A 5,542-nucleotide genomic window follows, 5' to 3' on the forward strand; every position below is an offset into this window, starting at 1 on the left:
AATGAATGTCCGGCGGTGTCCTACTCTCCCACAGGGTCGCCCCTGCAGTACCATCGGCGCTGCGAGTCTTAGCTTCCGGGTTCGGAATGTGTCCGGGCGTTTCCCTCGCGCTATGGCCGCCGAAACTCGTGCCACACCCACGTTGCCCCCACGGGTGGTGGGTTGGGTGTGTGGTCTCGGCACCCCACCGTGGTGGGGTGTGAAAATTCTGTGTTGAGTTTACGTGTGTTGGGTTTCCGTCTGTTGGGAACCACAGAGTGGACGCGAGCAATCTTGGGGCCACTCACACGGCCTTTCGATGAATGATCTTCAAACGTGTGTGAGTGTAGTGATTGTCAAGTTATCGGCTTATTAGTACCGGTCAGCTCCGACAGTCGTTAGTCCTGTCTTCCACATCCGGCCTATCAACCCAGTCGTCTGGCTGGGAGCCTCTCCCCCGAAGGGATGGAAATCTCATCTCGAGGCCGGCTTCCCGCTTAGATGCTTTCAGCGGTTATCCATCCCGAACGTAGCTAACCAGCGGTGCTCCTGGCGGAACAACTGGCACACCAGAGGTTCGTCCAACCCGGTCCTCTCGTACTAGGGTCAGATCCTCTCAAATTTCCTACGCGCGCAGCGGATAGGGACCGAACTGTCTCACGACGTTCTAAACCCAGCTCGCGTACCGCTTTAATGGGCGAACAGCCCAACCCTTGGGACCTACTCCAGCCCCAGGATGCGACGAGCCGACATCGAGGTGCCAAACCATGCCGTCGATATGGACTCTTGGGCAAGATCAGCCTGTTATCCCCGAGGTACCTTTTATCCGTTGAGCGACAGCGCTTCCACAAGCCACTGCCGGATCACTAGTCCCGACTTTCGTCCCTGCTCGACCTGTCAGTCTCACAGTCAAGCTCCCTTGTGCACTTACACTCGCCACCTGATTGCCAACCAGGTTGAGGGAACCTTTGGGCGCCTCCGTTACTTTTTGGGAGGCAACCGCCCCAGTTAAACTACCCACCAGGCACTGTCCCTGAACCGGATCACGGTTCGAAGTTAGATATCCAGAGTGACCAGAGTGGTATTTCAACAATGACTCCACCGACACTAGCGTGCCAGCTTCACAGTCTCCCACCTATCCTACACAAGCCACACCGAACACCAATACCAAGCTGTAGTAAAGGTCACGGGGTCTTTCCGTCCTGCTGCGCGTAACGAGCATCTTTACTCGTAATGCAATTTCGCCGAGTTCGCGGTTGAGACAGCTGGGAAGTCGTTACGCCATTCGTGCAGGTCGGAACTTACCCGACAAGGAATTTCGCTACCTTAGGATGGTTATAGTTACCACCGCCGTTTACTGGGGCTTAAATTCTCAGCTTCGCCTTGCGGCTAACCGGTCCTCTTAACCTTCCAGCACCGGGCAGGCGTCAGTCCGTATACATCGTCTTGCGACTTGGCACGGACCTGTGTTTTTAGTAAACAGTCGCTTCCCACTGGTCTCTGCGGCCACTCCACGCTTCCCCTGGCAAGCAGGTTCACGCTTCGGGCCCCCCTTCTCCCGAAGTTACGGGGGCATTTTGCCGAGTTCCTTAACCACGATTCTCTCGATCTCCTTGGTATTCTCTACCTGACCACCTGAGTCGGTTTGGGGTACGGGCGGCTGGAACCTCGCGTCGATGCTTTTCTCGGCAGCATAGGATCACCCACTTTTCATCCGCATCGCGTCTCAGCCTGTGTGAGCGACGGATTTGCCTATCGCTCGGCCTACACGCTTGCCCCGGGTCAACCATCGCCCGGGCTGGGCTACCTTCCTGCGTCACACCTGTTAATACGCTCACTCCACCAGACGGGGTCGCATGCCGCCCCGCGCCTCACCCCGAAGGGATCCGCGCGGCTTGGGATGCTTAGCACTTCTGGTCTCGTGTGGGCGGTTCTTCGCCGGTACGGGAATATCAACCCGTTGTCCATCGACTACGCCTGTCGGCCTCGCCTTAGGTCCCGACTTACCCAGGGCAGATTAGCTTGACCCTGGAACCCTTGGTCTTCCGGAGGACGGGTTTCTCACCCGTCTTTCGCTACTCATGCCTGCATTCTCACTCGTGTGGCGTCCACGGCTGGTTTCCACCGCCGCTTCACTCGCCACACGACGCTCTCCTACCCATCAACACGGCTGGACCACGAAGGCCTACCACAAATGTCAATGCCACAACTTCGGTGGCGTGCTTGAGCCCCGTTACATTGTCGGCGCGGAATCACTTGACCAGTGAGCTATTACGCACTCTTTCAAGGGTGGCTGCTTCTAAGCCAACCTCCTGGTTGTCTGTGCAACTCCACATCCTTTCCCACTTAGCACGCGCTTAGGGACCTTAGTTGGTGGTCTGGGTTGTTTCCCTCTCGACGATGAAGCTTATCCCCCACCGTCTCACTGCTGCGCTCTCACTTACCGGCATTCGGAGTTTGGCTGACGTCAGTAACCTTTTGGGGCCCATCGGCCATCCAGTAGCTCTACCTCCGGCAAGAAACACGCAACGCTGCACCTAAATGCATTTCGGAGAGAACCAGCTATCACGAAGTTTGATTGGCCTTTCACCCCTATCCACAGCTCATCCCCTCCATTTTCAACTGAAGTGGGTTCGGTCCTCCACGACGTCTTACCGTCGCTTCAACCTGGCCATGGATAGATCACTTCGCTTCGGGTCTAGGACCTGCGACTGAATCGCCCTATTCAGACTCGCTTTCGCTACGGCTACCCCACACGGGTTAACCTCGCCACAGATCACTAACTCGCAGGCTCATTCTTCAAAAGGCACGCTGTCACCCCTACAAGGAGGCTCCAACGGTTTGTAAGCAAACGGTTTCAGGTACTATTTCACTCCCCTCCCGGGGTACTTTTCACCTTTCCCTCACGGTACTTGTCCGCTATCGGTCATCTGGGAGTATTTAGGCTTATCAGGTGGTCCTGACAGATTCACGCGGGATTTCTCGGGCCCCGCGCTACTTGGGATACCTCTCCGGCCGGCCAGGCATTTCGACTACGGGACTCACACCCACTCCGGTTGGCCTTTCAATGCCATTCGTCTATACCTGACGCGTCACCGTGGTCGACCGGCAGATCGACCCGAAAGGTCCCACAACCCCGACCATGCAACCCCTGCCGGGTATCACACATGGCTCGGTTTAGCCTCTTCCGCGTTCGCTCGCCACTACTTACGGAATCACGGTTGTTTTCTCTTCCTGTGGGTACTGAGATGTTTCACTTCCCCACGTTCCCTCTACCCGCCCTATACATTCAGGCGGGAGTCACCAGGTCACCCAAAGGGCCTGGCGGGGTTTCCCCATTCGGAAATCCTCGGATCACAGCTCGTTTATCAGCTCCCCGAGGCTTATCGCAGATTACGACGTCCTTCTTCGGCTCCAGATGCCAAGGCATCCACCGTTTGCTCTTAGAAACTTGAAATCACATGAGTTCGATCGAATTCGTGCAACACCCCGAAAGGTGCTGCGAAATTGACCAGTGAATACGCCAAACCAGGCACCCCCGAAAGGACACCCACCTGGCGACTCACCTATTGTGAAACAGCCCGAAGGGCTGCTTCTAAGATGCTCGCGTCCACTATGTAGTTCTCAACAGACGGCCAGAACCCCCACACCCACCAGCAACCGCCGGCATCGGTGAAGGCCTGAAGAAACCATCACCCCCACGCCCAAAAGAGAACGCAGGGTTGTCCGGTCCCTCAGGACCCAACAGCGTGCACGTCCCCGTCATCCACCAACCCGAGCGTTCCAACATCCGAAGATGCGTACTGACCCAGACCGGCCTCCGACGAGGACCTATGTCAATGTTCCACCCATGAGCAACCAGCGAGCCACAAAGGACCCGATCCGGTCTGCACTGCGGAAACCCCGAAAGGCCTCCGAGCTGCTCCTTAGAAAGGAGGTGATCCAGCCGCACCTTCCGGTACGGCTACCTTGTTACGACTTAGTCCTAATCACCGATCCCACCTTCGACGGCTCCCTCCACAAGGGTTAGGCCACCGGCTTCGGGTGTTACCGACTTTCATGACTTGACGGGCGGTGTGTACAAGGCCCGGGAACGTATTCACCGCAGCGTTGCTGATCTGCGATTACTAGCGACTCCGACTTCATGAGGTCGAGTTGCAGACCTCAATCCGAACTGAGACCGGCTTTTTGGGATTCGCTCCGCCTTACGACATCGCAGCCCTTTGTACCGGCCATTGTAGCATGCGTGAAGCCCAAGACATAAGGGGCATGATGATTTGACGTCATCCCCACCTTCCTCCGAGTTGACCCCGGCAGTCTCATATGAGTTCCCACCATGACGTGCTGGCAACATACGACGAGGGTTGCGCTCGTTGCGGGACTTAACCCAACATCTCACGACACGAGCTGACGACAACCATGCACCACCTGTAACCGAGTGTCCAAAGAGTTCCACATTTCTGCGGCGTTCTCGGTTATGTCAAGCCTTGGTAAGGTTCTTCGCGTTGCATCGAATTAATCCGCATGCTCCGCCGCTTGTGCGGGCCCCCGTCAATTCCTTTGAGTTTTAGCCTTGCGGCCGTACTCCCCAGGCGGGGCGCTTAATGCGTTAGCTACGACACGGAAACCGTGGAAAGGTCCCCACATCTAGCGCCCAACGTTTACGGCGTGGACTACCAGGGTATCTAATCCTGTTCGCTCCCCACGCTTTCGCTCCTCAGCGTCAGTTACGGCCCAGAGAACTGCCTTCGCCATCGGTGTTCCTCCTGATATCTGCGCATTCCACCGCTACACCAGGAATTCCATTCTCCCCTACCGCACTCCAGTCTGCCCGTACCCACTGCAGGCCCGAGGTTGAGCCTCGGGATTTCACAGCAGACGTGACAAACCGCCTACGAGCTCTTTACGCCCAATAATTCCGGACAACGCTCGCACCCTACGTATTACCGCGGCTGCTGGCACGTAGTTAGCCGGTGCTTTTTCTGCAGGTACCGTCAAGCCGAAGCCCTTCTTCCCTACTAAAAGAGGTTTACAACCCGAAGGCCGTCATCCCTCACGCGGCGTTGCTGCATCAGGCTTGCGCCCATTGTGCAATATTCCCCACTGCTGCCTCCCGTAGGAGTCTGGGCCGTGTCTCAGTCCCAGTGTGGCCGGTCACCCTCTCAGGCCGGCTACCCGTCGACGCCTTGGTGAGCCATTACCTCACCAACAAGCTGATAGGCCGCGAGTCCATCCCAGACCGAAAAACTTTCCACCCAAAACCATGCGGTTCCAGGTCCTATCCGGTATTAGCTCCGATTTCTCGGGGTTATCCCAGAGTCCAGGGCAGGTTACTCACGTGTTACTCACCCGTTCGCCACTAATCCCCAGCAGCAAGCTGCCAGATCATCGTTCGACTTGCATGTGTTAAGCACGCCGCCAGCGTTCGTCCTGAGCCAGGATCAAACTCTCCAAAAAAACTGGTTCAACCCACCCCAAAAGGGCAGGCCAAGAGTTGAATCTCTGACCGAGAACAATCATTACTGACTGTCCATCAATCCAAAGGAATCCCACCCCCACCAAA

General features: G+C 56.6%; 3 rRNA genes. All 3 read right to left on the reverse strand.

The features are described 5' to 3' along the window. Window positions 1–7 precede the first annotated feature (7 nt). Window positions 8–124 (reverse strand): 5S ribosomal RNA (rrf, locus tag EV187_RS18220). Between the two features lie 207 nt (window positions 125–331). Then, window positions 332–3,436 (reverse strand): 23S ribosomal RNA (locus EV187_RS18225). A 473-nt stretch (window positions 3,437–3,909) separates the two neighbouring features. Next, window positions 3,910–5,436, reverse strand: a 16S ribosomal RNA gene (locus EV187_RS18230). Together the 16S, 23S and 5S rRNA genes form the textbook arrangement of a ribosomal RNA operon. Window positions 5,437–5,542: the final 106 nt, after the last annotated feature.

The organism is Agromyces ramosus, from assembly GCF_004216665.1.
GTDB classification, from domain to species: Bacteria; Actinomycetota; Actinomycetes; order Actinomycetales; family Microbacteriaceae; genus Agromyces; species Agromyces ramosus.